The sequence below is a fragment of the Kitasatospora sp. NPDC088160 genome, assembly GCF_044741445.1.
In the GTDB taxonomy this organism is placed as follows: domain Bacteria; phylum Actinomycetota; class Actinomycetes; order Streptomycetales; family Streptomycetaceae; genus Kitasatospora.
This window is the reverse complement of sequence record NZ_JBIUSS010000047.1, coordinates 1-23,985: the sequence shown is the minus strand read 5'-3', so window position 1 is coordinate 23,985 and position 23,985 is coordinate 1. Positions and strand designations below refer to the sequence as shown.

The following is a 23,985-nucleotide window of genomic DNA, read 5'->3' as shown; positions in this document are numbered from 1 at the left end:
CCCCGACAACCCCGCTGACCCCCTCCGATAAAGTGCGCGGCGGGCGGCGCAGCGGGGCGCGCCCCCCCGCGCCGCCCCCCACCGGCCCCCGCGTGGGGGGGTGGGTGGGCAGCGCGCGAGGGTGGGGATCAGTAGACCGGTCTGCATAATTTCCCGCGGGCGGTGCGCGGGCGGGGCCTGGTCAGTGGGTGTGGTGGTAGGTGGCGACGGTGGTGAAGGCGGCCTTGGGGTCCCAGGGGAGGTCGGGGTAGGTGGTGCCGGGGCGGTCCTCGTAGACCTTGACGATGCCGTAGCTGGCGAGGTCGAGGTCGTCGCGGGGGTCGGCGTCGGGGCGGTGCACGTGGTCGTAGAGGGCGAAGGTGAAGACGAAGGTGGCGTCGATGCCGCCGGCGTCGAAGGCCTCCAGCAGTTCGCGCAGGTAGGCGGCCTGGCCGGCCTCGTCGCGCTCGTGCGCGGCCTTCAGGCGGACGGGGCCCTCGGCGTCGTACTCGACGATGTCCAGGCCGAGCGCGCCCCGGTCGCCCGCGCCGCGGTAGCCGGCGGAGCCGAACTCGGTGATGGCGACGGGCTTTCCCTGCGAGGCCAGGCCGTGGACGCCGTCGGCGAACCGGTCGGCGGTCTCGGCGGAGCGGTAGAGGTCGAGGGAGATGAGGTCGAAGGGCGTCCAGTCGACGCGCTCCAGTGGTACGGCGGCGTAGGTGACGCGTCCGCCGAAGTGTTCGCGGACGGTGGTCACGGCCTGGTCGAGGAACGCGTTGACCCGGCCGCTGACCGGTCCGAGGTGTTCGCGGACTAGCTCGGGTCGGCTGAGCAGGGCGATGCGTTCGTCCGTGGTGTCGCCGGGCAGGAACCCCGGGTTCATCAGGCTGAGTTCGGCCCCGGTGACGAACACCACCTCGGCCCCGCGCCGCCGCAGCCGTTCCGCGCGCTCGGCGCAGTCGGCGAACAGGGCCAGGAGTTCGTCGGCGGCGAGTTCCAGCGGGTACGGGGAGTACCAGACCTCCAGTCCGAGGTCGGCGGCGAGTCCGGCGGCGAGTTCGATCCGGTCGGGGTCGCCGCCCATGATGCGGACCGCGTTGCAGTGCAGGTCGTCGCGGATGATGCGCAGTTCGCGTTCGACCTCCTTCGGGTCGAACCGGCTGCGGGAGTACGACCCGTTCCTGACGAATCCGGTGTCGTAGCTGATGCCTTTGGCGCGCACGGTGTCCTGCCTTCCTGGGGGTGGGACGGGGAGCAGGCAAATACGGTACGGCCAGTACCCTAGTTGGTGTGGGACGGAGAGGACAAGAAGGATGGGAGGGTAGGGGGCGGTATCGACGGCGGTACCGGCGACGGGGCCGGACTGGATCGGACGGGACGAGGGCCATGGCCGGGCAGACACGGCGGCGCGGGGCAGCGCTGGAGGAGGCGATCCTCCGGGCGGCGGTGGCGGAGCTCACCGAGTCCGGATTCGCCGGGCTGACCATGGACAAGGTCGCCGCCCGCGCCGGCACCAACAAGAACGCCCTCTATCGCCGCTGGCCCAACCGCCTGGCCCTCGGCATCGCCGCCTACAAGCAGCTGGCCACCGCCGCCGTGCCTCCCGACACCGGTGAACTACGTGGGGACGCCCTGGAGTTGCTCCGCCAGGCGAACCGGCACTGGAGCTCCCCGCTCGGCGCGATCCTGCGCGAACTCCTGGCCGCCGCCGGTGGCGCGGCGGAGTTTCTGGCGCAGCTCCAGGACCAGTCCGGCGAGGCCGCGGCCGCCCCCTGGCTCACCGTCCTGGGGCGCGCGGTCGCCCGCGGCGAAGCGGCCCCCGAGGCGCTCCACCCCAGGGTCGCCACGGTGGCGGTGGTGCTGCTGCGCAACGAGTTCGTGGTGCGGGGCGTGCCGACCGCGCCCGACGACGTCCTGATCGAGATCGTGGACGAGGTCTACCTGCCGCTGATCCGGCGCCGCGGGCCGTCGGACGTCTGAACGGACACGGCCCTGGAGCGGCGCCCAGCGGGACTCGTCGGTCGGGCTGAGGGCGGGCCGAGGGCGGGCGCGGGCCTCCGGGTTCAGGAACCGCCGAGGTGGCGGGCCTCCAGGTACACCGTCCGCTCGGTCTGCCCGGGGTCGGCCAGCACGCTGAAGCGGCTTCCGGTGGAGGTCGTGAAGTCGACGAAGAGGTCGTAGGTCACGTTCTTGTCGAAGGACCAGCCGAAGGTCCGGGTCTCGGTGTCGGAGTCGAAGCCCGTCCCGGCCCCCTGCCCGGGGCTCCAGGGGACGGGGCGGGCCAGGTCCACCGAGTGGTCGGCGAGGAAGCGGTCCACGCAGTCCTTCGGTGCCCGGAAGCTCAGGTTCAGGACCTCCCCGGGGTACTTCGCCGATCCGTGGAACCCGACGCCCTGAAGGTCGCACGCGGGCAGGTCCAGCCCGAACGCCTTCGTCACCTTTTCGAGGGTCTGCCCCTTCGGGCTGCCCGGGTACGCCCTCGGATCCGGATCCGGGTCCCCGGCCGCGCAGCCGGCCGCCAGGGCGACGGCGGCGGTCGCGGCCGCAACCAGCGCGGCCGAACGTCGCGCCGGGCGGGATGTGAACGGCCTTGCCGCGCCTCGCCCTTGCATGAATGTCCCCTCCCCGGACGGGTGCCGTCCCGCAGGGAGGGCCCCACGGGACGGTACCGAAGGCGGATCGGATGATCAACCGGCGTGGGCGCCCGGCAGGATCCGCCGGAGGGGGCCTAACTGTTCCCGGCGACCAGGGAGTTGGTGAGCCGGTCGGCGACGGTGGCGTCGAGGGGGGCGTGGCCGAGGATGAAGCGGTACCAGAAGACGCCGTAGACCTGGTCGACGATCAGGTCGAGGTCGGTGTCGTCGGCGAGTTCGCCGCGTTCGCGGCCGCGGGCGAGGAGGTCGCGCAGGGTGGTGCGGCGGGTGGCGGTGAAGGTCTGCATGAGGTCGGCGAGGTGGGGGTCGCGGGCGGCTTCGCGGACGAGGGTGCGCAGGGCGGGGGCGGTGGTGTCGCGCTGGGAGCCGTCGAAGGTGGTGGCGATGAAGGCGCGGAGGTCGGTGCGCAGGGTGCCGGTGTCGGGGCCGGGGACGTCCTGGTCGGCGCGGTCGGTGAGGGCGTCGAGCAGGACGGCGCCCTTGGAAGGCCACCAGCGGTAGACGGTCTGCTTGCCGACGCCGGCGCTGCGGGCGATGGCGTCGATGGTGACGGGGGTGCCGTCGGACTCGGCGAGCAGGTGCAGGGCCGCATCGAGGATCGCCTGGTGGGCGGCCTCGTTGCGGCGGCGTCCGGTGTGCGGGCGGGCTTCGGTCATGGGGTTCCCTTTCTTCTTCCCCCGCTTGACAAGACTAGCAGTCTCGATAACATTATTGACGGAACTAGCGGTCTCGACAATATGAAGGACACGCCACCATGAGCACCACGTCAAACCTCTTCGCCGGACAGCGCGTCGTCGTGATGGGCGGCAGCTCGGGCATCGGCGAGGCCGCGGCCACCGCCTTCGCCGCGGACGGCGCCGAGGTCGTGATCACCGGCCGCGGCCGGGACCGGCTGGACGCCGCCGTCGCCCGGATCGGCGGCAGGGCCACCGGCCACCAGCTGGACGCGGCCGACCCCGAGGCCGTCGCGGCCTTCTTCGCCCAGTCCGGCACCGTCGACCACCTGGTCGTCGCGGTCAGCGGCGCGGCCGGCAGCGGTCCGTTCGCCCAGCTCGACCTGGCCGACCTCGCCACCGGGTTCGACGCCAAGTTCTGGCCGCAGGTCCGCGTTCTCCAGGCGGCGCTGCCGCACCTGCGGTCGGACGGATCCGTCACGCTGATCACCGCGGCCTCCGCCCGCGCCGCGTTCCCCGGCACCGCCGGACTCGCCGCCATCAACGGCGCGCTGGAGGCGATGGTCCCGCCGCTGGCCGTCGAACTCGCCCCGCTGCGGATCAACGCCGTCTCGCCCGGCGTCATCGACACCCCGTGGTGGGACCGCGTCCCGGCCGGGCAGCGGACGGCGCTGTTCGACGGTCTCGCCGCCACCACCCCGGTCGGCCGCGTCGGCCGGGCCGAGGACGTCGCGCAGGCGATCCACCTGCTGGCCGCCAACACCTTCGTGACGGGCGTGGTGTTCGACTGCACGGGAGGGGCCAACCTGCCCACCGGGCGCTGAACGAACCGTCGGCCGACCGGGCCCGGCCCGTAGCCGGCTCCGGCCCGCAGCAGTGCCCGGCCCGGAGCCGTCTCCGGGCCGGGGGTTGTCACAGCTCAGCCGTACGGTTCGGTCATGAGCGTTCCCGACCTGATCCCCATCCGGTACGAGCCCGACTACCGCACCCGCACCATCGGCCGGTGCGAGGGCGGCCAGTTCCTCGCCTCCGTCACGGCGGCCTTCCCGGAGGTCGGGGCCGACGTCGAGAACTGGCAGGCGCAGAAGCGCTGGTTCGCGGTGCTCCACCGCTTCGACGACGCCGGCCGGCACCTCGACTCGCGCATCCACTCGACCGGCACGACGGCGGACGGCGAGAAGGCGGCCGTCGAGGCCGCCCGCGCACTCCTCGCCGACTGGCTCGACGCCCTCCCCGGCCGCGCGTACGGGGACATCGCCATCGCGCCGTTCGCCGTCCGGGTCGAGGGGTCGCTGTTCGGGCTGGTCATCGAGACGGACGAGGAGGACGAGACGGACGAGGAGGACGAGGACAAGGAAGAAGAGGGCGAGGACGGCGAGGGCGGGGTCTGGGCCGAGCTCTACCCCGACGGCCTCGGCTTCCACGCCCCGTGGGACGGCTGCTACGACACCTGAGCCGCGGCCACCGTCACCGCTTCGCCTCCTGGCGGCCCTTGAGGAACACCCCTGGCACCGGGCCGACCCCTGCCGAGGCGGGGGTCGGCCCGTGAGGTGCGGTCAGCCCGCGTACTGGGCGAAGATCTTCGCGAACTCGTACGGCTGCTGCGCGATGTTGGTGCACTTGGAGAGCGAGCCGCCGGTGCAGGCGTTGGCGTCGCGGGTGGCGTCCCAGAAGGCCAGCAGGCCGAGGTGGTTCTGCCGGGCGAAGGTCACCAACTGCTGGGCGGCGGCCTGGTTGTAGATCTGGTGGTCGTCGTTCTCGCCGATCATCGGGGTGACGCCGACCATGGCCCACAGCTGGGCGTCGGTCTTCGCCGGGTAGAGCGCCTTGAGCTGGCCGAACAGGGCCTGGGCGGCCTGCACGGCGGCGTTGCCGTAGTCGGTGCCGGTCCGGTAGTAGTCCATCGCCATGATGTTCACCAGGTCGACGGCGACCCCGGCGTCGCGGGCGGACTTGACGATGGCGACGCCTTCGGTGGTCAGGCCCTCGGGCAGGACGGGCAGGGTGAAGGAGACCTTGAGGCCGGGGTGGGCCTGCTGGAGCTTGGCGAGCGCGGCGGAGCGGCGGTCGTTGGAGGCGGTGTCGGCGATGGCCGCGCCCTCGATGTCGAAGTCGACGTAGCGCAGGTTGTAGGCGTTGACCACGGCGTCGTACTCGGCGAACAGCGAGTCCACGGTGGTGCAGGCGGCGGCGAGTTCGGTGCCGCTGGCGCCGCCGAAGGAGAGCTTGACGTCGCCGCCGGCCGCGCGCAGCGCGTCGATCTGGTCCTTGGCCCAGCCGGTGCGCGGGTCGTAGGCGTTGAACCAGCTGGCCTTGCAGCCGACGCCGGTGACGAAGCCCATGGTGTAGGCCTTGAGGTTGCCGGACTTGGCCATGTCGGGCATGGACGGGGTGGGCCAGGCGCCCATGTCGATGTAGGGCGCGACGGGGACGGCGACGTTCGGCGGCGGGGTGCTCGGGCCGCCGGTGGGCGTGCCGGTGGGGCCGCCGGTCGGGGTGCCCGAAGTGGGCGGCGGGGTGGTGGGGTTGCCGCCGCCGGGGCCGGTGAGCGTGATGTCGTCGGCGAGGTAGGCGCCCTGCCCGTACCAGCCGTGCAGGTAGACGGTGACGCTGGTGGTGGCCGGGCCGGTGGTGAAACTGGTGGACAGCTGCTGCCAGTTGGCGCCGCCCGGCGTCCAGATGGCCGGGTCGGTGACGCCGCTGCCGGTGGCACCCAGGTAGACGTACTGGCCCTGCACCCAGGCGCTGAGGTTGTACGTGGTGTTGGGCTGGACGGTGACGGTCTGGCCGCACTGTGCGGTGTCGCTCGCGCCGACCGTCCCCTTCAGTGCGTAGCTGCCGCTGTGCGCACCGGAGTTGACGACGCTGCCGGTCCCGCCGGAACAGCTCCACGGGCTGAGCGTGCCGCTCTCCAGGCCGGGGTTGGCCAGCAGGTTGCCGTCGGCGGCGCCGGCGTTCCCGGCGAGCGTGGCGAGGCCGCCGGCGGCGAGCGCGGTGGCGGCGGCGAGGCTCAGCAGCTTGGTGCGACCGGCGGTGCGGCGGTGCGTGGGGGCGGGCTGGGGCGCGCTGGGCATGGGGGTGCCTCTCGGGACGTGGGGCCGCCCGCGCCGCGAAGGGGGATACGCGGGGCGGGCGGCAGCATGGGGGCTGGTCCGGTGCGGGGGAGGAGCGCGGTGCTGAGCATCAAACTGGACTAGACCAGCTGTGCACGTCAAGCACTTCCGGGGCATCGGAAGCCCGCTGTGGGAAGGTTTTAGGAACGGTTTAAGGCTCTGGGATCCCGCTCCTGGAACACCGCTCCGCGCCCTCGGACGGCACCCCTGTCGACCTCCGGCGCCCTGGCAGGAGGATTTTCGGCTCCCGGCAGGAGGCGGCCGCGAAAGCGACGGCGGTGAAGGCCGGGCCGCGGAGTCGACCCGACGAACTTCGTGCCGCCCACGATTCCGTTGCCGCCGATGGCACTTGCCGTGATGGCGCCCGCGCCGATGGTCCGGGTCAGCGAACCCTGAGCGTCCCATTCGGCTTCGGCGTAGCTCTTCCGGTAACTGACCCTGTCAGGGCTCGTCGTGCGGGGTGAAGCACTTTAAGCGAGGGGGAAACAACGGTCGGCAAGGAGGAGAAGGCCCGCCCGCTGGTCTCGAACCGGCGGGCGGGCGGGCGGTTCAGTGGATCACCCGCAGCACGGCTTGCACTCCTTGACCTGGACGTCGTCCACGACCGGGCCGGCCGAGCCCGCGTTGGTGCTGGCGAAGGTCAGCGTGGTGGAGGCGTTCCGCGCGACGAAGCTGAACTGGCGCCCCACGTAACCCATGTTGGTCGGCGTCTTGCCGGTGATGTCGAAGGAGAAGTCCTGGAAGTCCTGGCCGTCGACGAGCACCCGGCCGGTCTTCACGGTCGGTGCGGCCGACGTGTTGCCGGCCAGCGCGTACGTCACGGAGTAGGTGGCGCCCGGGACGGTGGTGAAGGACTGGGCGACGGCGCCGGTGGTGGCGCCGTTGAGGTCCACCGACTGGTCGCCCTCGGCGGCCTGCCAGAACCCGGCGCCGATCAGGTCGACGCTGCCGGTGGTGACCGTCCACGGGCCGATGGTCTGTCCGGCGCTGAACTCGGCGAAGCTGTTCGCCGGGGCCTTGGGCGACTCGAAGCTACCGTCGTCGAAGCGGCTGAGGGCGCGGTGGCCGCCGGCGGCCTGCGCCGGGACGGTCACGGCGGTGGCGGCGGCCACGATCACGGCGACGGCGGCGAGGCGGGTGCGCGAGAACGTCATGGGTTCCTCCCCAACGGGATACGACTGGATGAGCCGATGATCGGCTGTGCCCAGAGGGTCCGCCGTCGCCGTGAGCCCTGCCAAGACCGGGCGGATGGCGCCCGGTGGTGCGGAGGTTCCGCCGACGGGCTCCCGCGCGCCGGTTTGACGGGTGATCACCTGGTGTCGGCCGGGCGGCCGGCCTGCGCCCGCCCGGCGGCGGGCCGTGGTGCGAACGCACGGTTCGGATGGTCGTGTCCGCTCGCATGGTGGTGAAGTCCGTCGCACGCGCTCCGCCTGCGCCTCGGGCGCATCGCACCCCCGGGTGAGCCGAGGGCCGCTCATATGATCAACGGCCCCTCTGGCGGTCGGCGGATCGGAAGTGGATCCGAGGCGGATCCGAGGCGCGTCCGGACGGGCTTGACCTTGAGTGCACTCCAAGGTGAAAGCTGGACGCGTTGATCCACCGCAGCACCCCGCGAGCGGCCAAGCACACCACCACGATCGGAGCACCGTCATGCGCAACGCCACGTTCGGTACCAACGGCCCGGAGACCGGCGTCATCGGCCTCGGCTGCATGGGGATGACCTGGGCCTACGACGTGCAGAACCGGGACGACGAGAACTCCGTCCGGGTGATCCGGCAGGCGCTGGACCTCGGTGTCACCCTGATCGACACCGCCGACATGTACGGCCCCTACACCAACGAGGAGGTGGTCGGCGCCGCGCTGGCCGGCCCGTACCGGGAACGCGCCTTCCTCGCCACCAAGGTCGGCATCGTCCCGGGCGGGTCCGGCCAGTCGGCCCGCGACGGCAGCCCCGAGCACGTGCGCCGCTCGATCGACGACAGCCTGCGCCGCCTCGGCACCGACCACGTCGACCTCTACCAGCTGCACCGGGTCGACCCGGCCGTCCCGATCGAGGAGACCTGGGGCGCCCTCGCCGAGACCGTCGCGGCCGGCAAGGCCCGCCGGATCGGGCTCTCCGAGGTGACCGTCGAGGAGATCAAGCGGGCCCAGTCGGTGCACCCGGTGGCGTCCGTGCAGTCCGAGCTCTCGCTCTGGACCCGGGACGTGCTGGCCGAGGTGCTGCCGTACACCGAGGAGCAGGGCATCGCCTTCCTGCCGTTCTCGCCGCTCGGCCGGGGCTTCCTGACCGGCAGCATCGCCTCCTTCGACGAACTGCCCGCCGACGACTTCCGCCGCCGGCTGCCGCGCTTCCAGCAGGACGCGCTGAAGGAGAACCTGGCACTGGTCGGCAGGGTCAAGGAGGTCGCCGAGCGGATCGGCGCGACGCCCGCGCAGGTCGCGCTGGCCTGGGTGCTGGCGCAGGGCCGGTACGTCTTCCCGATCCCGGGTACCAAGACGCCGCGCTACCTGGTGGACAACGCGGGCGCGGCCGAGGTCGTGCTCTCGGCTGCGGACCTGGCCGACCTGGACGCGCTGCCGACTCCGACCGGCGAGCGGTACTGAGCTGAGCGGCGAGCGGTACTGAACGGCGAGCGGTGTTGAGCGGCGAGCGGTACCGAGCGGCATGGGCCGTCCGGGTGGCCGGCCCCGCCTCGGAACGCCGTCAGGCCTCCCGGACCCAGATCAGCTGCCGCCCGGTCTCGGCGGGAGCCCGGACGGCGGCCTCGGCGACCCGGTCGAGCCGGTAGCCGAGCTTGCGCGGGACGGCCGCGCTGGCGCCGTTCGCCTCGTCGCAGTGGATCTCCACCCGCGCGATGCCGGGCAGCGCCAGGGCGGCCTCGGTCAGCGCCCCGGCCGTGGTGGTGGCGATGCCGCGGCCGGCGTGCCGGGCGGCGACCCAGTAGCCGATCTCCAGTGCGCCGGGGCCGATCCGGCCGTGCAGGCCGAGGGCGCCGACCACGCCGCCGGGTTCGGCGTCCAGGCCGACCAGGTACATGAAGTCGGTGCCGGCCTCCCAGGCGAGGGAGCCGGCCCGGGCCAGCTCGGCGGTCTGCGCCCGGGTGGGGGGCTCGGCCGCCCACTCCATCCAGGGCCGCAGGTGGTCCAGGTTGGCGCGGACGGCCTTGTTGAGCGCCACCGCGTGCGTGCTGCGGCGGCGCAGCAGCGAGATCCCGCCGGGCAGCCGCAGTTCCTCGGGCGGCCGCCCGGCGGTGACGGCGGCGGGAGCGGGCACGTGGAGCGGGGCGGGCGGGTACTTGCAGGACCGTGACTGCGGGTGGCTCATGGCCGCGATTATGTCCTTGGCCGGGACCTGTCACCAATGAATTCCAGACGGCCTCCCACCAGGCCTCTCACCGGTCCCCGCCACACCCCGGCGCGCCCGGCCGCACCCCCGGCGCACCGGGGCGCGCACACGCCCGGCGGTCAGAGCCGGATCAGCACCTCGTCCAGCTCCTTGCGCCGCAGATCCGGCACCCGCGCCCCCTCGGCCGGGTAGCCGACCGGGATGACGTACGCGGCGCGCTCCTCCAGCGGACGCTCGCAGACCTCGTTGAGGAACTTCATCGGGCTCGGCGTGTGGGTCAGCGTCGCCAGCCCGGCCTGGTGCAGCGAGGCCAGCAGCAGTCCGACCGCGATCCCCACCGACTCCTTGGTGTAGTAAGGCCGCGGCGAATCGGGCCCCTTGTGCACCTCGAACACCACGATCACCGCCGGCGCGTCCTCCAGGAACGGCTTGCGCCAGTCGGTGCCGATCGGCGCCAGCGCGGCCAGCCACTCCTCCGACGCCCGGTGCGCGTAGAACTCGCGCTCCTCGGCCTCGGCGGCCTCGCGCAGACGCCGCTTGCGTTCCGGGTCGGTGATCACCACGAACCGCCAGGGCTGGACGTGCGCACCGCTGGGCGCGGTGTTGGCGGTCCGGATCGCCCACTCGACGACCCCGTCCGGGATCGGGTGGGTCGCGTAGTCGCGGACGGTCCGGCGCTGCGCCATCACGTCGTGGAAGGACCTGCTGCGGGCCTCGGCCTCGTGGGCCGGCACCGTCATCGGGGTGAGGGGGACGGTCGGATAGGGCGTCCCTGCCACTGCACTGTCAACCATGGCCGACAGCACAGCACATGACGGCCGCGCCGGGAAGAGGTCGAGACCAATCCGCAGATCAGGCCCATCCGGCGGGTCCATCCGGCGGGGCCGCCCGGCGGGGCCGCCCGGCCGGGCGGGACTACAGCTCGTGCACCCGCCCGTCCCGGACCTCGATCCGCCGGTTCACCGTGACGGTGTCCAGCATCCGCCGGTCGTGGGTGACCAGCAGCAGGGTCCCGGTGTACGAGCCGAGCGCCGCCTCCAACTGCTCGATCGCGGGCAGGTCCAGGTGGTTGGTGGGCTCGTCCAGCACCAGCAGGTTGACCCCGCGCGCCTGGAGCAGCGCCAGCGCGGCCCTGGTGCGCTCGCCGGGGGAGAGGGTGCCGGCCGGGCGCTTCACGTGCACCGCCTTGAGGCCGAACTTGGCCAGCAGGGTGCGCACCTCCTCCGGCGTGAACTCCGGGACGGCGGCGGCGAAGGCGTCCGCCAGCGGCTCGCCGCCGAGGAACAGCCCGCGCGCCTGGTCCACCTCGCCGACCACCACGCCGGAGCCCAACGAGGCGCTGCCGCCGTCGAGTTCGAGCCGGCCGAGCAGGGCGGCCAGCAGCGTCGACTTGCCCGCGCCGTTGGCGCCGGTGATGGCGACCCGGTCCGCCCAGTCGATCTGGAGGTCCACCGGGCCGAAGGCGAAGTCGCCGCGGCGGGCGACGGCCGCGCGCAGGGTGGCGACCACCGAGCCGGAGCGCGGCGCGGTGGCGATCTCCATCCGCAGCTCCCACTCCTTGCGCGGCTCCTCGACCACGTCCAGCCGCTCGATCATCCGCTGGGTCTGCCGGGCCTTGGAGGCCTGCTTCTCGGTGGACTCGGCGCGCTGCGCCTTTCCGATCTTGTCATTGTCGGAGGACTTGCGGCGGGCGTTGCGCACGCCGTGCTCCATCCAGCCGCGCTGCATCCGGGCCCGGGCCTCCAGCCCGGCCTTGGTGTCGGCGTACTCGTCGTACTCCTCGCGGGCGTGCCGGCGGGCCACCGCGCGCTCCTCCAGGTACGCCTCGTAGCCGCCGCCGTACAGGTTGACCTGCTGCTGGTGCAGGTCCAGCTCCAGCACCTTGGTGACGGTGCGGGCCAGGAACTCGCGGTCGTGGCTGATCAGCACGGTGCCCGCGCGCAGGCCCTTGACGAAGGCCTCCAGCCGCTCCAGGCCGTCGAGGTCGAGGTCGTTGGTGGGCTCGTCCAGCAGGAAGACGTCGTAGCGGGAGAGCAGCAGCGAGGCGAGGCCGGCCCGGGCGGCCTGGCCGCCGGACAGCGCCGTCATCGGCAGGTCGAGCGAGACCTTCAGGCCGAGCGAGTCGGCGACCTCCTCGGCGCGCTCCTCCAGGTCGGCGCCGCCCAGCTCCAGCCAGCGGTCCAGGCTCGCCGCGTACGCGTCGTCGGCGCCCGGGCGGCCCTCGACCAGGCCCTCGGTGGCCTCGTCCAGCGCGGTCTGCGCGGCCGCCACGCCGGTGCGACGGGCCAGGAAGTCGCGCACCGACTCGCCCTCGCGCCGCTCCGGCTCCTGTGGCAGGTGGCCGATGTTGGCGGTCGCCGGGCTGAGCCGCAGCGAACCGCCCTCGGGGGTGTCCAGCCCGGCCAGCAGCCGCAGCAGCGTCGACTTGCCGGCGCCGTTCACGCCGACCAGGCCGATCACGTCACCGGGGGCGACGACCAGGTCCAGGCCGGAGAAGAGGGTGCGTTCGCCGTGACCGGCGGCGAGGTCCTTGACTACGAGTGTGGCGCTCATGATGAGCCCGATTGTAGGAGGAGCGGGCCGGGTGGCGGAAAAGCCCGGGGCCGCGGCGCGGCTGCCGCGACCCCGGGGACCGGCCACGCGGGCCGGTCAGGAGGTCACTTGGACTTCTTCGAGAAGTAGTCGAACATCCGGGCCGCCACGTCGTCCAGGTACGGGCCGGCCTCCCAGGTGCTGGCGCCGTTGCCGATCGAGGTGTCGCTGACCAGGGCCGGCTTGCCGTCCTTGGCGGCGACCCAGCCGCCGCCGCTGCTGCCGCCGGTCATGTTGCAGCCGATCATCAGCATCGCCGGGCGGCTCGGGTCGCCGGTCTTCTTCACCGGCTTCCCGCTGTCGCAGTGGTCCAGCTCGACGCCGTCGAACGGCTTGCCGGCCGGGTAGCCGTAGGCGCTGACGCTGCTGAGCTGCTCACGCGGGGCGTTGAACCAGATCGGCACGGAGCCGCCGACGGTCTCCTCCAGCGACTTGCCGTCGCCGCTCGGGTTGGCGACCTTGATGATCCCGAAGTCGTACTGGCTCCACGGGCCGCCGTGCTCCGGGTCGGCCTCGGCCGACCACTGCGGCGAGACCATGCCGGCGGTCGCGCCCCACTCGCCGTACGGCTCGGCGGCGGTCTCGTTGGCCTGCTTGCCGCCGCTCAGCAGGCCGTTGCTGTTGTAGGCCGGGGCGAAGGAGATGTTGGTGTAGTACGTGCCGCCCTTGCCGCCGTTCAGGCAGTGGCTGGCGGTCCAGACCAGGTTGCTCTTGCCGGGGTTGGCCGGGTCGGAGACGACGGTGCCGGAGCACACGTAGTCCTCGTTCCCGTCCTTGAAGAAGAGCTTGCCGTTGACGTGCAGGTTCTTCGCGAACGGGTGCTGGGTCGGCTTGGCCTCGATGACGGTGGGCAGCGCGTCGCCGGTGCTCGGGGGCTGGGCGGTGGTGGGCTGCGCCGGGGCCGGGGTGGCCGGCTTCGAGGTCGGCTGTGCCGGGGCCGCGCCGGTCGGCTGGGCGGGCGGCTGCGTCGGGTCGGGCTGCGGCTGCGGCATCGGCTTGGGCTTGGCGTTCAGGATCCGCTGCAGGGTCCAGTAGCCCTTGACCGCCGGAGTGATCACGTTCTGCTGGGCCCACTTGTCCCAGTCCTCGAACTTCCAGGTCTTCAGCTCTTCGGCGGTCGGCAGCTTGATCGGCGCCGCGCCCGGCTTGCCGGTGGCGCCGGCCGCGACCGTCGGAGCCGTGGTCCGGGCCGTGACCGGGTCGCTGTTGTCCGGGCCGCACGCGGTCGCGGCCAGCACGGTCAGCGCGGCGACGGAGGCGCCCAGGACGGCACGGTTCGGCCGGTACATCGGTGACATGAGTTCAGATCCCCCTGTGAATAACCGCCACGCGACCCCTTCCTCGGGTACGGCTCCGGGGAGCCGCAGGCGTGGCAGGGGAGGAGTCTGCCATGCGGATAAAGGCCCCTTACGCACACCCCCGGACTGGGGCGGGGCCGTCACCGGATCGGCACCGGACCGGCACCCGCCCTCCTCCGGGCGCCCGGAATCCGGTCGGGCGAGCCGCTTCCCGACGCGTGTCCAGGGGTGCTTCCCGGTGCGCCGAAATTCGGTTGCCCGGGTCCGGCGCCGTGCGTAGCGTGGACGGAGTCACCCGCCAGACAAGGAGAAGGCCGTTGCTCTACTGAGGTCCCGAGACACCGCCCCCGCCGCGCAGGCCCTTCGCCGCGCGGTGTGCGAGTGTGCGACCTCAGTCACGGCCCCGTGGCGAGCCCGATCCGGCTGATCCGGATCCGCCCCGCCCTCCCCCGGCCGTACCGGCCCGCACCCGCGGTGTCTCCCCGTGTTGCTCATCGTTCCCTTCGGCAACCACCCGGGAGGCCCTCCATGGCACAACCCACCACCGCCGTCCTCTGCACCGATCTCACCTTCGAGTGGCCCGACGGCAAGCCCGTCCTGGACGGCTTCCACCTCGCCGTCGGCCCCGGCCGCACCGGCCTGATCGGGCTCAACGGCGCCGGCAAGTCCACCCTGCTGCGGCTGATCGCCGGCGAGCTGACCCCGACCGGCGGCACCGTCCGGGTCGACGGCGAACTCGGCTACCTGCCCCAGGGGTTGACGCTGGACACCACCGTGCGGGTGGACGAGGCGCTCGGCATCCGGGCCACCCGTGAGGCCCTGCACGCCATCGAGTCCGGGGACTCCGACCAGCGCCACTTCGACGCCGTCGGCGACGACTGGGACGTCGAGGAGCGCGCCCGCGCCACCCTCGACCGGCTCGGCCTGCACCGCCTCGGCCTCGACCGCACCACCGGGGAGCTCTCCGGCGGCGAGGCCGTCCTGCTGCGCCTCGCCGCCCTGCTGCTGCGCCGCCCCGACGTCCTGCTGCTCGACGAGCCCACCAACAACCTGGACCGGACGGCCCGGGAGCGGCTCTACGAGACGGTCGCAGGCTGGCACGGCGTCATGCTGATCGTCAGCCACGACCGCGAACTGCTCCAGCACGTCGACCAGATCGCCGACCTGCGGGACGGCGCGGTCACCTGGTACGGCGGCAACTTCGCCGAGTACGAGCGCACCCTCGCCGCCCAGCAGGAGACCGCCGAGCGGCTGCTGCGCAACGCCGAGGCCGACGTCGAGCGCCAGAAACGGGACTTGACCGAGGCCCGCACCCGGCTGGACCGCAGCGCCAGCTACGGCAAGAAGCGCTCGGTCACCCGCAACGACCCGCACATCTTCGCGGGCAAGCTCAAACGCCAGGGCCAGGAGACGGCCGGGCGGCTCCAGGGCATTCACACCGAGCGGCTGGAGGAGGCCCGGCAGCGGCTCACCGCCGCCGAGGAGGCGGTGCGCGACGACGCCGAGATCCGGATCGACCTGCCGCGCACGGCCGTCCCGGTCGGGCGCACCGTGCTCACCCTGCAGAAGGTCCGGCTGCCCTACGGCACCACCGCCGACCTCGACCTGCGCGGCCCCGAGCGGATCGCCCTGGTCGGCCGCAACGGCTCCGGCAAGACCACCCTGCTGCGCACCATCGCGGGCGAACTCGCCCCGCTGGAGGGCGAGGTCAGCACGCCGGTGCCGTTGCGCCACCTGCCGCAGCGGCTCGACCTGCTGGACGACAAGCTGACCGTGGCGGAGAACGTCAAGCTGTTCGCCCCCGCCGCCGGGGACAACGCGATCCGTGCCCGGCTGGCCCGCTTCCTGTTCCGCGGCGGCCGGGCCGACCAGCCCGCCGCCACCCTCTCCGGCGGCGAGCGGTTCCGGGCCACCCTGGCCGCGCTGCTGCTGGCCGACCCGCCGCCGCAGCTGCTGCTGCTCGACGAGCCGACCAACAATCTGGACCTCGCCAGTGTCCGCCAGCTCACCCAGGCGCTCGCCGCCTACCAGGGCGCGCTGATCGTGGCCAGCCACGACGTGCCGTTCCTGCGCGGCCTGGGCCTCACCCGGTGGCTGGAGCTGGACGGCGAACTGCGGGGGGTGGATCCGATGTAGGGGGACCGGTACGGCGCGGGCGGCCCCGCCCGCGACGCGGCCGCTACTGCTCGCCGAGGACGCGGCGGGCCGTGCTCAGGGCGGAGTCCTTGAGCCCGGCCAACTCCTCATCGGTGAACACCGGTGTGCGGACGTCGGGCGGGATGCCGGGGCCGTCGAAGGTGCTGCCGTCGGGCGTGAGGTACTTCTCGTTCGGCAGCACCACCATGAAGTCCGGCGAGAGGGTCTTGATCAGCACGTCGGAGAAGACGCCCTGGGTGTTCTCGCCGATCCGGACGACGTGCGGGGAGCGGCCCATCAGGGTCTGGGTGAAGGTCTCGGCGGCGCTGATCGACAGCGAGGAGGTGAGCAGGGCGACGGGGCCGGTGAAGTGCTCGGTGCGCGCGGGCCGCACCACGACCGGCTGCGGCCGGGTGAACTTCGTGGGGTCGGCCGGGTCGTCGCGGGCCACCTTGCGGTAGGCGACGTACGGGCGGTCGGTGAGCCGGGCGGCGATCTGCTGCCCGAGCGCGTCCGAGCCGCCGCCGTTCAGCCGGACGTCGATCACCAGGCCGTTGAGCCGGTCGGGGTCGGCGAGCAGGGCGTCCAGGGCCCGGTCGAGCTCCTTGGCCTGGGCGGTGAATCCGCCGGTCGCGTAACCGTCGAAGCCGCTCACCCGCAGGTAGCCGACGCCGTCCGGGAGCCGGCCCACGCCCAGCCGACTCGCCCCCTGCGTGTTGACGGCGAACTCCTGTTCGGGGCCGGTCAGTTGTGCGTCGACGGCCCTGCGGGCCGCGTCCCGCAGGGCGGGCGTCGACTTCAGCGAGCCGTCGCGCCGGCCGGAGTAGACGCCGGTCGGGCCGGTGCCGGTCACCCGGGCCAGACTGGTGTGCGCGTCCTTGAGCGGGGTCAGCAGGTCGATGAAGATCTGCTGGAGCTGGTCGGTGGTGGTCGCCGGAGTGATCTTCGCGCGCTGCTCGTCGCGGGCCGCGTGCCAGTCGATCCCCTTGGCGGCGAAGAAGGGGTAGTTCTCCTCGAAGGTCTCCCAGAACCGGTCGAAGACCGCGAGCGGGTCGTTGGGGGCGGGCCGGGTGCACAGCGCCGGCAGCGCGTCCAGGCGGCGCAGTGTCTTGGTGCCCGTCCCGCCCTCCTCGACGTCGATCGCCCGGCGCCCGCCCGGCTGCGGGGTGAGGGTGAGGGCGTTGTCGCCCAGGACGTACCGGACGGTGCCGTCCCGGCCGGGGGCGCCGTCCTGCGTCCCGGTGACCCACCCCGGCACGCAGCTGTGCGTCGTCACGTCGTAGGTGGCCAGGCTGCTCCCGGAGACCACGGCCACCAGGCCGTACCCGTCCATCTGCCAGACCCCCTGGAGGGACCCGCCCCGCCTGTCCTGACCGTCGGCCTGCGTCGCGGCCACCCCCGGCGCCGCCACCGCGACCGTCATCGCGAGCGCCACCGCCGTGGCCGCCACCGCCCTGCCCACGGCCGCCCCGCTCGCCGTCGTCCTGCTCGCTGCGGCCCTGCCCACTGCCCTGCGCGTCATCTCCGGCCTCCGCCGAACCGCCCGGCCTCCCCCGCGGAACCGCTCCGCCGCCTTGCCCCCGACGCTACGGCGGCCCCCACCGCCCCGGCGTCATCCCGCGCGCCCGACCCCCGCCCGACTTCGGGGCTACCCGCGGCTCCGTCGAAACCACTCCGTGGGGGTATCGACAGCAAACCCTTTTGACGGTGGGTGAAAATCCTCCGTCGGTGGTCCCAACTCCGGTGCGCTCCAGTACCATCGGCGCCATGCCTGCGCTCAACATCGAGTACACGGAGCACGAGCTCGCCGCGATCCGCGAGGCCGCCGCCGCGGACGGGAAGAGCATCAAGGCGTACATCCACGACCTGAGCGTGCGGGAGCAGCAGCGGCGGGTGTTCGTGGACCACGCGGTGGCGTTCTGGAAGTCGCACCGGGCGGAGTTCGACGCCGCGTTCCCGGAGGACGCGCCGGCGGCGTGAACGGCGCGGCGGGGGTGCGGGGATGATGCTGCTCCACGTCGACCTGCGCTGGCTGCTCGATGTGCAGGAGCTGGCCTCGCCGGAGGACCTCAGCGTGCGGGACTACTCCGCGCTCCAGGCCGCCGTCGCCCGGCACCGGGTGAACACCGCGCAACTCGGCCACGACGCCGACGCCGCCTGGTGCGCGGCCACCCTGATGCACACCATCGTGCTGCTGCGCCCCTTGCCGGTGCGCAACAACCTGTACGCCTGCGTGACGACGGCCGCGTACATGCACGCGGCCAAGGAGGGCATCGACCCGCCGTACGGGGCGCTGGTCGAGCTGGCCCGCGACATCGCGGCGGGCGGGGCGGACGTGTTCGCGGCGGCCGACCGGATCCGCTCCTGGCGGATCTGAGGCCGGCCGCCGCGCGGACGGTCACCCGGGAAGGGAGCCCCCGGGAGAGGGTGACCCCGGGAAGGGCGCCATCTGCGCCCGGGCATTCAGGACTTGGCGGACCTCAGCTTGCCCGCGACCAGCGTTCCCAGCCGGTCCAGGCCGACCACGGCGGCGGCCAGCACCACGAACTCGACCGTCAGCAGGGCTATCTGGCCCCAGACGTAGCCGTAGCCCTTGGTGGTGGGGTCGAAGAAGAAGTAGGGGTAGGGCGTCGGGTAGTCGTCGAACAGCGCGTTCCGGGCGAGCACGATCGCCGCGTAGCCGAGCGGGAAGGCCAGCCAGAGCGGGATGTCCTTCCAGGCCGCCGCGTTGCGCGGCTTCAGCACCAGCCAGTCGGCGATCACCATCACCGGCGTCACGTAGTGCAGGAAGAACGACGACCAGTGCGCGAGCTTGTCCGGCCCGCTGACCAGCCCGGGCAGCGGGTTGGCGCCGTGCTGGAGCAGGACGTGCGAGACCAGCCCGGTGATCAGTATGTACAGGGTGGCGGCGCCGCGCAGCCGGGGCGCGGGCGCGTCCACGGTGTCGCGCTTGAGCATCCAGTACACGGCGCCGATGAAGTAGCCGAGCACGATGACGTTGCTCTGCACGGTGAAGAACACCAGCGGCGCGGTTCCGAGGGTCAGGCCGAGGCCCGCCGAGAGCACGATGCCCATGCGCCACCACAGCGCGGGGCGGGTCCGGACTGTCATGCGGCCACCAGTTCGTTTCAGGCGATACGGGAGGTATCGGACGGCTAAGGGGGAACGCCGCACTCTACTCGCAGGTAGCGGGGGGACGGAAGAAACGGTCCTGCTCGAGGCCGGACCCGCCGGACTCCGCAGCCCGGCTGGACTCCAACGGCCCCGTCGGTCCCTGAGCCCCCCTCGGCTCAACTCGGCAGGACGAAGCCCGACTCGTACGCCGCGATCACCACGCGGATGCCGTCGCGGGCCCCGTCGCGGCTCTCGCCGTGCACGCTTTCGCCGTGCGCGCTCCCGCCGTGGTCGTCCTCGTTCATCGTGTCCCTCCCCCCGGCAGCCAGACGGCCAGCCGCCACGTCGTCCCGTCCTCGCTCGGCCCCGCCGTGCTCCCGCCGCACAGGGCGGTCACGCGCTCCCCGATCCCGCGCAGCCCGCGCCCGCCGCCAGGGCGGCTCGGGCGGGCGGGGCCCAGCGGGTTGGTCAGTTCGATCTCAAACCGGCCCCCGGCCAGGATGACCCGCAGTCCGGCCGGCGCGGGCCCGGCGTACCGCAGCACGTTGGTCAGGCCCTCCTGCACGATCCGGTACGCCTCCCGGGAGACCCCGGCGGGCAGCCGGGCCAGGCCCGGGGCCAGCTCGGCGTCCACCGTCATACCGGTGCGGGCGAGTTGGCGCAGCAGGTCGTCCAGCCCGCCGAGCGTCGGCCCGGCGGGCCGGTCGGCGTCGGCCTCCTCCTCGCGCAACAGCCCGAGCACGGCGTCCAGTTCGGCGACGGCCGCTCGCGTGGTCCGCTCGATCGCCTGGAGTGCCTCGGCGGCGAAGTCCGGGTCGGTGCGCAGCACCCGGGCGGCCGCCGAGGCCTGGATGCCGACCGCGCTGAGCGCGTGCCCGACCGAGTCGTGCAGTTCGCGGGCCAGCCGGTTGCGCTGGGCGAGCACGGTGGTCCGGCGTTCGGCGGCGGCCAGCCGCTCCTCCGGGGTCGGGCCGAGCAGGGCCGGCGCCCAGCGGGCCAGCAGGGCGCCGCAGCCGGCGCTGGTGGCGACGATCAGCAGCAGGAGGGCGAGGCCCAGCGCCGGGCCGGTGAGCATCCAGCCGGGGAAGTGGCCCTCCCGGTACCTCGCGAGATCCCCGGTGCCGGTGAAGGAGAACAGCAGCACCACCGCGAACGGCGTCCCGCCGAGCGTCATCCCGGCCACCACACCGCCGAAGAAGAGGTGCAGCACGTACCAGAGCGCGGTGCGTCGGCGCGCCGCCCACGAGCGGGCCGGCCCAGCGGCCAGTTCCTCGGGCCGCTGCGCCGCGCACAGCGCCCGGGCCGCGGCCCCCTCCAGCGCCCGTACGGTCGGCACCAGCGCGGTGGCGGCGGCCATCGGCAGGGAGGTGAACAGCGCGGTGAGCTGTAGGAGCGTCTGGCGCAGTTGCCCCTGGTCCGGGTCGAGCGCCCCGAGCATCACCACCGAGAGCAGCCAGTACGGCATCAGCAGCGCGCCGCCCAGCACCAGGTGCACCCAGCGTAGCCGGGCCCGCCGCCCCAGCAGCGCCCCCGCCGCCCGCCGCATCCGGCCGCCCGCCCCCGTGTTCACCCGGGTGACCCTACGTCAGCGGGTGCGCGGCCCGCGGCCGCCCGTCCGGCCGGCGCCACCGCGCCCGCCGACGGGGCCGGCAGTAGCCCGGGCCGGCGCCGCGCGTCCTCCCTGGTCCTCATGCCGTCCACGGTCCCGCCGCCCCCCCCGGGCCGACGCGTCAACCCGGCGAACGGTCCCCCTCCCCCTCCAGGGGGATCTTGCCCTGCGACCCTCCTCCCGGGCCGGGGGAGCGTCGTTGACCCGGACACACGCCTCACGAGACACGCAGGTGGACGGGAGAGGACACCGCCATGGCCGAACCGTCCGTACCGGTACCGCCGCCTCGGTACCCGCACCCGCACCCGCCCCTGCCACCGGTCGCCCCGACGGTGCCCGACCCGCTGCAGCAGCTCATCCAGGCCCAGACCGGCGCGCCGCGCGGCGACGCCACCGCCTACCTGCGGGCGGGGGCGCACCTCGACCCGGCCTTCCGGGACGCGGTGATCGAGGAACTCGCCGAACACCCGTACCGGGTACCGCCGCCGACCCCCGGGGTCGACCTGGCGGCGGTGCTCAAGGAGTGCTACGCGGCCCGGCGGCAGGCGGTGGGGCGGGCGGTGCTGGTCCTGCTGGCCGCGGCCGTGCTGCCCGTGCTCGCGGTGTGCGGCGCCGTCTCCCTCATGGCGTCCGGTCAGGCCGACGTGCCGCACGCGCTCGATGTGCTGCTGCGGTTCTGGCTGCTGCAACTGACCGTCCCCCTGGTGTTCGTGGCGGCCTGGCTGATCCGGTCCGACCGGCCCCGGCGCCGCCGGACCGGCAACTGGCTGGCCGTCGGCTGCCTGCTCGGCGCGGTCGGGGTGCTCGGGTGGCACTGGATCGCCGCCCTGCTGGCCGTCTGGTTCGCGGTGTCCCTGGCCGGTCGGCGGCGGCTCGAACAGACGCTGTACGAGCTCGGCACCGGCCGGGCCGCCGCCCCCGAGGCCCCCCTCCGCAAGGACCTGTACCGGCGGCTCGCGCGGCAGCAGGCCGACCCCGACGTCGTCTACAGCGACTACGCGCCCTTCGTCGGCGCCGGGATCGAGATCGACCACTGGTCCTTCGCCGACGACCTGCTGCCCGACGGCCCGCTGCCCGAGGACCAGGCCGAACCGGCGGCCACCGCACAGGCGTTGACCGTCCCGGCCGTCCACGCCCGGCTGCGCACCGAACTCGCCCGCCTCGGCGCCGCCGACACACCCGCCTACCCGGGCGACCGCCTGCACGGGATCGCCGTGCACGACCTCGTGTTCAAGAGCGGCAAGCGCCTCGGCCCCGCCGCCGACTGGTGCGGCCACGGCCCCGGCACCGCGTTCGCCGCCCTCGCCCCGTACGCGGCCCACTGCGCCGCCGCGCTGAACGGGGGCGGGCCGGACCCGGAGCACTGGTGGGTGGAGAGCGTCGACCTCGCCGCCGAGGAACGGCTGCGGCACTACCTGGCGGTGCGGGTCGCGGGCTGGCGCGAGGAGATCGTCGTCACCGTGTTCGTGCGGGCCCAACTCCAGGGCGGGCAGCTGTTCCTGGAGAGCAGGGCCTTCGTGCTGCCGCCGATCGCGCGTGCCTACCACGCGATCGACACCGCGGCCCCGCCCGCCGATCTCGGCGACTGGCTCGGCCTCTGCGCGGCGTCCCTCGCGGCGCTGCCCGCTCTGGTGGCGGGCTCGGTCGGCGTGCTGCGCCGCGCCGCGCGCAGCCGGCGCGCCGTCGGGCGCAACGCGCTCCGCTACGCCCGGATGTGCCGGGAGAACCGGCTGGTCGACCACGGCCCCACGCTGTCCGTCCGGGAGCTGGGAGCGGAGCGCGCGTACCAGCAGCTGTTCCAGGAGATGGACGTCCAGCGGTACGTGAAGTGCGTCAGGGCCCGGATCGTGTCGGCCGTCCACGACTGCCTGCGGGACCACGGCTACCGGACGGACGGGGCGGAGCAGTTGCAGCACGTGGTGATCAACAACGGCGTGCAGGTGCACGGCGACGTCCACGGCGTCGTGCAGACCGGGGACGCGGCCAACGCCTCGTACCGGACGCTCACCACCCCGGCGCCGCGCGTCGGCGGCACCCGGCAGGACTGAACGGCACCAGGAACAGGGGAACAGCGTGAACGACGACGGCCACGGGATCAGCATCACCGGGAACGTCACGGGCATCGTGCAGAGCGGCAGCCACGCCCGCGCCGAGTACACCCACCAGCAGACCGCCCCCACCCCGGGCGAGGCACCCGAACTGCGCGCCCTGCTCGCGGCGGCGGACGCGCTGCGCGAGCGGCTGCGGGCGCTCGCCCCGGACGAACTGCCGCCCGCCGCCGCGGAGGTGGCCGGGCAGGCGCTCGACGAGCTGGCGGCTGCCGCCCCTGAGGGCCGGCAGCCGGACGGCGGCCGAGTCAGGCGCGCCGTCTTCACGCTCACCGGCGCCCTCGGGGCCGCGGCGGCCCTCACCGAGGCCCTGCGGGCCCTGACCTCGGCCGCCGCCCCCTGGTTCTGAGGGCCGCCCTCTGGCCTCTCGCCCGTCCGCTCGCCCGGCTCCCCGGCCCGGCCCCTGGGCTCAGGCCGTCCGGTGGATCAGCCGGCCCTCGTCGTCGGTGCGGCCGTCCGGGTCCGGCAGCAGCCCGAGCCGTTCGGCGAGCCGGCGGGACGGCACGTTGTCCGGGTGGATCAGCGCGACCACCGGCACGCCGGGGAAGCGCGGCAGCGCCTCCGCCATCGTCGCCCGGGCCGCCTCGGCGGCGTAGCCCAGGCCCCAGGCGGACGGCCGGAAGCGGTAGTAGAGGTTGAACACCCGCTCGCCGTCCAGCGTGTGCAGGTAGAGCCCGGCGAACCCGATGACCGCCTCCGGCTCCTCCCGGGTGGACACGGTGCAGTACCCCACCCCGTCCCGCGCCCAGTCGGCGACGAAGCCGTCCAGCATCTCCCGGCTCGCCGCCCGGTCGCGGTGGGGTCCGTTGGGGTTGTAGCGGTTGGTCTCCGGATCCCCGTGGATCGCGAACACCGCCTCCACGTCCCCCTCCTGGGGCCGGCCGAGGACCAGCCGCTCGGAGGCGGTGACGATCGTGCGGGTGGCGGGTCCGGTGGCGTGTCCGGTGGTGGTCATGGCGCTTCCCCCGTGTCGTGCGTAATAGGTCTACCGCACCATAGGCCATTACCCCGACAGTCGCCCGACCATTTCCGCCCACCCGCCCCGGCTACAGGATCGGTTCACACCCGATCGCCTTGCCCCCGGCGGTGAGGAACTGGCGCACCAGGTCCTTCTGATCGGGGAACAGGAAGGGCCTTTCGAGGCTGTGCTCGTACCCGCCGTTGACGGTGAAGAAGACGTCCTTGCCCTGACAGGTGGCGACGAGTGTCCCGCCGGCGACCCAGCTGGCTCGCCCGAACTCGGACGGCTCCTTGCCGTCCTTCTGGGCTAGGCAGTGTCGTCAAAGGTCAGGCCCACATGAGGAGTGAGGCGAGGGTGGCGGCGGCTTGGTAGGACACGGCGGTCTTGTCGAACCTGGTGGC

Annotated in this window: 23 protein-coding genes; 9 read left to right on the top strand and 14 right to left on the bottom strand. The window is 73.5% G+C overall.

Features of this window, described 5'->3' with window-relative positions:
* Positions 1 to 181: 181 nt before the first annotated feature.
* Positions 182 to 1,201 carry a hypothetical protein gene (locus ACIOGZ_RS41120; RefSeq protein ID WP_363585702.1) on the bottom strand — a complete coding sequence of 340 codons (1,020 nt, stop codon included), beginning with the start codon at positions 1,199 to 1,201 and terminating at the stop codon, positions 182 to 184.
* A 164-nt stretch (positions 1,202 to 1,365) separates the two neighbouring features.
* Between ACIOGZ_RS41120 and ACIOGZ_RS41115 the strand changes: the two genes are divergently transcribed.
* Positions 1,366 to 1,959 (top strand): TetR/AcrR family transcriptional regulator, encoded by a 594-nt coding sequence (locus ACIOGZ_RS41115; protein WP_363585701.1) that lies wholly within the window; start codon positions 1,366 to 1,368, stop codon positions 1,957 to 1,959.
* An 83-nt stretch (positions 1,960 to 2,042) separates the two neighbouring features.
* Here the strand turns inward: ACIOGZ_RS41115 and ACIOGZ_RS41110 are convergent, their stop codons facing one another.
* Both ACIOGZ_RS41110 and ACIOGZ_RS41105 read right to left on the bottom strand, forming a co-directional pair.
* Complete coding sequence (locus ACIOGZ_RS41110) at positions 2,043 to 2,417, bottom strand: hypothetical protein (protein ID WP_400811372.1); 375 nt, start codon at positions 2,415 to 2,417, stop codon at positions 2,043 to 2,045.
* Between the two features lie 290 nt (positions 2,418 to 2,707).
* Positions 2,708 to 3,289, bottom strand: a complete 582-nt coding sequence (locus ACIOGZ_RS41105; RefSeq protein WP_363585699.1) for a TetR/AcrR family transcriptional regulator — start codon at positions 3,287 to 3,289, stop codon at positions 2,708 to 2,710.
* Positions 3,290 to 3,387: 98 nt separating this feature from the next.
* Here ACIOGZ_RS41105 and ACIOGZ_RS41100 point away from each other — a divergent pair, with 98 nt between their 5' ends.
* A complete protein-coding gene (locus ACIOGZ_RS41100; RefSeq protein ID WP_400989723.1) occupies positions 3,388 to 4,131 on the top strand; it encodes an SDR family oxidoreductase in 744 nt (247 codons plus the stop codon).
* Between the two features lie 114 nt (positions 4,132 to 4,245).
* Entirely contained in the window at positions 4,246 to 4,761 is a 516-nt protein-coding gene (locus ACIOGZ_RS41095; protein ID WP_400989720.1) for a hypothetical protein, read from the top strand.
* Positions 4,762 to 4,863: 102 nt separating this feature from the next.
* Here the strand turns inward: ACIOGZ_RS41095 and ACIOGZ_RS41090 are convergent, their stop codons facing one another.
* Entirely contained in the window at positions 4,864 to 6,381 is a 1,518-nt protein-coding gene (locus tag ACIOGZ_RS41090) for a carbohydrate binding domain-containing protein (protein ID WP_363585696.1), read from the bottom strand.
* Positions 6,382 to 6,977: 596 nt separating this feature from the next.
* Positions 6,978 to 7,574 (bottom strand): choice-of-anchor C family protein, encoded by a 597-nt coding sequence (locus tag ACIOGZ_RS41085; RefSeq protein ID WP_363585695.1) that lies wholly within the window; start codon positions 7,572 to 7,574, stop codon positions 6,978 to 6,980.
* A gap of 496 nt (positions 7,575 to 8,070) precedes the next feature.
* Here ACIOGZ_RS41085 and ACIOGZ_RS41080 point away from each other — a divergent pair, with 496 nt between their 5' ends.
* Positions 8,071 to 9,024, top strand: coding sequence for an aldo/keto reductase (locus tag ACIOGZ_RS41080; protein ID WP_363585694.1), 954 nt, complete (start codon positions 8,071 to 8,073; stop codon positions 9,022 to 9,024).
* Positions 9,025 to 9,124: 100 nt separating this feature from the next.
* On the opposite strand, the gene ACIOGZ_RS41075 is transcribed toward ACIOGZ_RS41080, so the two are convergent.
* The 4 genes from ACIOGZ_RS41075 to ACIOGZ_RS41060 all read right to left on the bottom strand — a co-directional run bounded on the left by ACIOGZ_RS41075 (position 9,125) and on the right by ACIOGZ_RS41060 (position 13,656).
* On the bottom strand, positions 9,125 to 9,745 hold the full coding sequence (locus ACIOGZ_RS41075) for a GNAT family N-acetyltransferase (RefSeq protein ID WP_363585693.1): 621 nt from the start codon (positions 9,743 to 9,745) through the stop codon (positions 9,125 to 9,127).
* 140 nt (positions 9,746 to 9,885) lie between these two features.
* Positions 9,886 to 10,560: a nitroreductase family protein gene (locus tag ACIOGZ_RS41070; RefSeq protein WP_363585692.1), complete on the bottom strand. Its 675-nt coding sequence runs from the start codon at positions 10,558 to 10,560 to the stop codon at positions 9,886 to 9,888.
* A 121-nt stretch (positions 10,561 to 10,681) separates the two neighbouring features.
* Complete coding sequence (locus tag ACIOGZ_RS41065) at positions 10,682 to 12,319, bottom strand: ABC-F family ATP-binding cassette domain-containing protein (RefSeq protein ID WP_063347012.1); 1,638 nt, start codon at positions 12,317 to 12,319, stop codon at positions 10,682 to 10,684.
* 104 nt (positions 12,320 to 12,423) lie between these two features.
* Positions 12,424 to 13,656 (bottom strand): trypsin-like serine peptidase, encoded by a 1,233-nt coding sequence (locus tag ACIOGZ_RS41060; RefSeq protein ID WP_400989716.1) that lies wholly within the window; start codon positions 13,654 to 13,656, stop codon positions 12,424 to 12,426.
* Between the two features lie 528 nt (positions 13,657 to 14,184).
* On the opposite strand from ACIOGZ_RS41060, the gene ACIOGZ_RS41055 reads away from it, so the two are divergent.
* Positions 14,185 to 15,792: an ABC-F family ATP-binding cassette domain-containing protein gene (locus tag ACIOGZ_RS41055; protein ID WP_400989713.1), complete on the top strand. Its 1,608-nt coding sequence runs from the start codon at positions 14,185 to 14,187 to the stop codon at positions 15,790 to 15,792.
* Between the two features lie 43 nt (positions 15,793 to 15,835).
* Here the strand turns inward: ACIOGZ_RS41055 and ACIOGZ_RS41050 are convergent, their stop codons facing one another.
* Complete coding sequence (locus ACIOGZ_RS41050) at positions 15,836 to 17,314, bottom strand: S41 family peptidase (RefSeq protein WP_400989710.1); 1,479 nt, start codon at positions 17,312 to 17,314, stop codon at positions 15,836 to 15,838.
* Positions 17,315 to 17,559: 245 nt separating this feature from the next.
* On the opposite strand from ACIOGZ_RS41050, the gene ACIOGZ_RS41045 reads away from it, so the two are divergent.
* Together ACIOGZ_RS41045 and ACIOGZ_RS41040 are read left to right on the top strand one after the other, a co-directional pair.
* Positions 17,560 to 17,772 carry a hypothetical protein gene (locus ACIOGZ_RS41045; protein ID WP_063351004.1) on the top strand — a complete coding sequence of 71 codons (213 nt, stop codon included), beginning with the start codon at positions 17,560 to 17,562 and terminating at the stop codon, positions 17,770 to 17,772.
* 25 nt (positions 17,773 to 17,797) lie between these two features.
* Positions 17,798 to 18,169, top strand: a complete 372-nt coding sequence (locus ACIOGZ_RS41040) for a toxin Doc (protein ID WP_363585711.1) — start codon at positions 17,798 to 17,800, stop codon at positions 18,167 to 18,169.
* An 86-nt stretch (positions 18,170 to 18,255) separates the two neighbouring features.
* On the opposite strand, the gene ACIOGZ_RS41035 is transcribed toward ACIOGZ_RS41040, so the two are convergent.
* The 3 genes from ACIOGZ_RS41035 to ACIOGZ_RS41025 all read right to left on the bottom strand — a co-directional run bounded on the left by ACIOGZ_RS41035 (position 18,256) and on the right by ACIOGZ_RS41025 (position 20,476).
* Complete coding sequence (locus ACIOGZ_RS41035) at positions 18,256 to 18,903, bottom strand: Pr6Pr family membrane protein (RefSeq protein WP_363371201.1); 648 nt, start codon at positions 18,901 to 18,903, stop codon at positions 18,256 to 18,258.
* Between the two features lie 179 nt (positions 18,904 to 19,082).
* The gene (locus ACIOGZ_RS41030; RefSeq protein WP_400989707.1) at positions 19,083 to 19,211 is read right to left on the bottom strand and encodes a hypothetical protein; all 129 of its coding nucleotides are present in this window, start codon (positions 19,209 to 19,211) and stop codon (positions 19,083 to 19,085) included.
* Positions 19,208 to 20,476: a sensor histidine kinase gene (locus ACIOGZ_RS41025; RefSeq protein WP_400989704.1), complete on the bottom strand. Its 1,269-nt coding sequence runs from the start codon at positions 20,474 to 20,476 to the stop codon at positions 19,208 to 19,210. Before ACIOGZ_RS41025 ends, ACIOGZ_RS41030 begins: the two co-directional genes overlap by 4 nt.
* A gap of 293 nt (positions 20,477 to 20,769) precedes the next feature.
* Here ACIOGZ_RS41025 and ACIOGZ_RS41020 point away from each other — a divergent pair, with 293 nt between their 5' ends.
* The gene (locus ACIOGZ_RS41020; RefSeq protein WP_400989701.1) at positions 20,770 to 22,563 is read left to right on the top strand and encodes a hypothetical protein; all 1,794 of its coding nucleotides are present in this window, start codon (positions 20,770 to 20,772) and stop codon (positions 22,561 to 22,563) included.
* A gap of 25 nt (positions 22,564 to 22,588) precedes the next feature.
* The gene (locus ACIOGZ_RS41015) at positions 22,589 to 22,972 is read left to right on the top strand and encodes a DUF5955 family protein (RefSeq protein WP_400811388.1); all 384 of its coding nucleotides are present in this window, start codon (positions 22,589 to 22,591) and stop codon (positions 22,970 to 22,972) included.
* 60 nt (positions 22,973 to 23,032) lie between these two features.
* Here the strand turns inward: ACIOGZ_RS41015 and ACIOGZ_RS41010 are convergent, their stop codons facing one another.
* Positions 23,033 to 23,578: a GNAT family N-acetyltransferase gene (locus tag ACIOGZ_RS41010; RefSeq protein ID WP_400989698.1), complete on the bottom strand. Its 546-nt coding sequence runs from the start codon at positions 23,576 to 23,578 to the stop codon at positions 23,033 to 23,035.
* Between the last annotated feature and the right edge of the window lie 407 nt (positions 23,579 to 23,985).

Excerpts from the sequence above, each read along its gene's own strand:
- ACIOGZ_RS41115 (WP_363585701.1), top strand. The coding sequence starts at position 1,366 with ATGGCCGGGCAGACACGGCGGCGCGGGGCAGCGCTGGAGGAGGCGATC.
- ACIOGZ_RS41105 (WP_363585699.1), bottom strand. The coding sequence starts at position 3,289 with ATGACCGAAGCCCGCCCGCACACCGGACGCCGCCGCAACGAGGCCGCC.
- ACIOGZ_RS41100 (WP_400989723.1), top strand. The coding sequence starts at position 3,388 with ATGAGCACCACGTCAAACCTCTTCGCCGGACAGCGCGTCGTCGTGATG.
- ACIOGZ_RS41095 (WP_400989720.1), top strand. The coding sequence starts at position 4,246 with ATGAGCGTTCCCGACCTGATCCCCATCCGGTACGAGCCCGACTACCGC.
- ACIOGZ_RS41090 (WP_363585696.1), bottom strand. The coding sequence starts at position 6,381 with ATGCCCAGCGCGCCCCAGCCCGCCCCCACGCACCGCCGCACCGCCGGT.
- ACIOGZ_RS41085 (WP_363585695.1), bottom strand. The coding sequence starts at position 7,574 with ATGACGTTCTCGCGCACCCGCCTCGCCGCCGTCGCCGTGATCGTGGCC.
- ACIOGZ_RS41080 (WP_363585694.1), top strand. The coding sequence starts at position 8,071 with ATGCGCAACGCCACGTTCGGTACCAACGGCCCGGAGACCGGCGTCATC.
- ACIOGZ_RS41075 (WP_363585693.1), bottom strand. The coding sequence starts at position 9,745 with ATGAGCCACCCGCAGTCACGGTCCTGCAAGTACCCGCCCGCCCCGCTC.
- ACIOGZ_RS41070 (WP_363585692.1), bottom strand. The coding sequence starts at position 10,560 with ATGGTTGACAGTGCAGTGGCAGGGACGCCCTATCCGACCGTCCCCCTC.
- ACIOGZ_RS41065 (WP_063347012.1), bottom strand. The coding sequence starts at position 12,319 with ATGAGCGCCACACTCGTAGTCAAGGACCTCGCCGCCGGTCACGGCGAA.
- ACIOGZ_RS41060 (WP_400989716.1), bottom strand. The coding sequence starts at position 13,656 with ATGTCACCGATGTACCGGCCGAACCGTGCCGTCCTGGGCGCCTCCGTC.
- ACIOGZ_RS41055 (WP_400989713.1), top strand. The coding sequence starts at position 14,185 with ATGGCACAACCCACCACCGCCGTCCTCTGCACCGATCTCACCTTCGAG.
- ACIOGZ_RS41050 (WP_400989710.1), bottom strand. The coding sequence starts at position 17,314 with ATGACGCGCAGGGCAGTGGGCAGGGCCGCAGCGAGCAGGACGACGGCG.
- ACIOGZ_RS41045 (WP_063351004.1), top strand. The coding sequence starts at position 17,560 with ATGCCTGCGCTCAACATCGAGTACACGGAGCACGAGCTCGCCGCGATC.
- ACIOGZ_RS41040 (WP_363585711.1), top strand. The coding sequence starts at position 17,798 with ATGCTGCTCCACGTCGACCTGCGCTGGCTGCTCGATGTGCAGGAGCTG.
- ACIOGZ_RS41035 (WP_363371201.1), bottom strand. The coding sequence starts at position 18,903 with ATGACAGTCCGGACCCGCCCCGCGCTGTGGTGGCGCATGGGCATCGTG.
- ACIOGZ_RS41030 (WP_400989707.1), bottom strand. The coding sequence starts at position 19,211 with ATGAACGAGGACGACCACGGCGGGAGCGCGCACGGCGAAAGCGTGCAC.
- ACIOGZ_RS41020 (WP_400989701.1), top strand. The coding sequence starts at position 20,770 with ATGGCCGAACCGTCCGTACCGGTACCGCCGCCTCGGTACCCGCACCCG.
- ACIOGZ_RS41010 (WP_400989698.1), bottom strand. The coding sequence starts at position 23,578 with ATGACCACCACCGGACACGCCACCGGACCCGCCACCCGCACGATCGTC.